Here is a 1,565-nt window from a genome sequence, read left to right on the forward strand (position 1 = left end):
ACGTTAACGAGTATGATATCAACATCGACCAACAAATGCTCGCCGACTATTACCGAGCGCTGGTCAAAGCGCAAAAAGCCTGGCAGGAGAACGACTTCGAACTTTCAAGAGAATGTTGTCGGGAGGCAGCCAACGTCATTCCTGCCGACTCCAATGTAGCAATGTTATTCCGAATGGATGCACAGAGGCACGAAATCCTGCTGATGGGTGAGCAAATTCGTAGATCTCAGGGAGTAAGGAAGTCCCAAATCGCTATTCAAGAGGCGATAGACGATGTCAACCTCCCAGATCTGAGTGTTTCTCCTTTGATGCTAGACGAATTGAAAGCATATCGATTCGCTCTCACCGGAGTGAAAAATGACGGTTCAATGAATGCAGGGTATCTGAATGCGACCGTGCGTAAAATGAAAGGGGCAAAAGAATCCAATAATAACCCTTGGTCGGCTATAATACCGCACCCAATCGTAGCCTCGTTTCTTGCCTCTATTCAAAAGCCGCGAGTCCCCGCTGCAGAAGTTGTGGACAAACTTGTGACCCAGACACCTGAATATTGGCCATTTTTGACCACTTCTGAAGTATCCGATTTTGTGTAGTACAAAATTTATGAAATTATAGACTCATTCAAGTATGGATCTGTGGCCTGGTGCGTACCGGAGAAAAGAATATCAAGCATTCAGATGAAGTGTCATTTGTGTCTTTCACGGAATTGTTTCGCCGATCTGCAATACCGAGGCCCGTTTTAGACGATGATGTGGTCTATTCGGACAACGCTCCGGTTACCGTGCCCTTTTCGACACGACTGCATGCAGGATTGGTCCGGTACGCTCTAGCCGAAAATGAGGAGTTGTGCATAGTGACTCCTACCATGAAAGCCGAACATCTCCCTCAATTAGCGTTAGATGCGCTCTGGTCGATTTCCGGTACTGATAGAGATATTATTTTTGTCATGAGTTCTGACACAGACGTTCGAGAAGAATTCCGACGGCTGAAACCTCCTATAGGATCGGGTCGAAATACAAAACCATACAGTGAGGTTGAAATGACCGTTGCGAATGTTAATACAAACGGTGATTTGTCTCGTGTCACCACAAACTCTAACGGGGCAAGCCACCCTAGATTTCTGTTCTCTTACACTAGCAAGAGAATCCCTTCAGACGTCGTAGGTCAGAAAGTAGCATGCGTCTTGGTTGACGACTCTGTCAAAATCACACAAGAGAGGCTGGACAAAATTCGCACCTGGAGGCAGCAAAACGACGTACCTACTATCGCCTACTTCACGAGTGACCCGCTGAGTGATCTTTACGATATTGTGAAAAGTGACTCAATAGTTTGGACGTGGCCACTGGAATTACTTGAGAGAGCTATAGATACCGACGAACATCGGCGACAAGGCGTTTCTATGCTCAAAAATGGATATTCTCCGTCAAGTACCAAGGATCGAGTCTCAACTCAGATCGTGAACCGTGTCAACGGTGTTAACGTCGAAATCAACGTCCCTGGTGGTGAAAAGATTGAAGAGCTGTTCTCGTCGGTTCAAAACGAGCAATACAACTTCGAGAAGTTGG

At 46.3% G+C, this 1,565-nt stretch carries 2 protein-coding genes; both read left to right on the top strand.

Annotated elements, in window-relative coordinates; translation table 11 throughout:
• The coding region (locus tag AUR66_RS22210; protein ID WP_197409823.1) for a hypothetical protein at positions 1-593 on the top strand (593 nt) is incomplete at its 5' end.
• A 260-nt stretch (positions 594-853) separates the two neighbouring features.
• Positions 854-1,565 (top strand): terminase large subunit domain-containing protein (locus AUR66_RS21400; protein ID WP_157533168.1); only part of this gene is annotated, 712 nt, incomplete at its 3' end.

Origin of the sequence: Haloferax profundi, from assembly GCF_001469865.1 — an archaeon.
Taxonomy (GTDB): domain Archaea; phylum Halobacteriota; class Halobacteria; order Halobacteriales; family Haloferacaceae; genus Haloferax; species Haloferax profundi.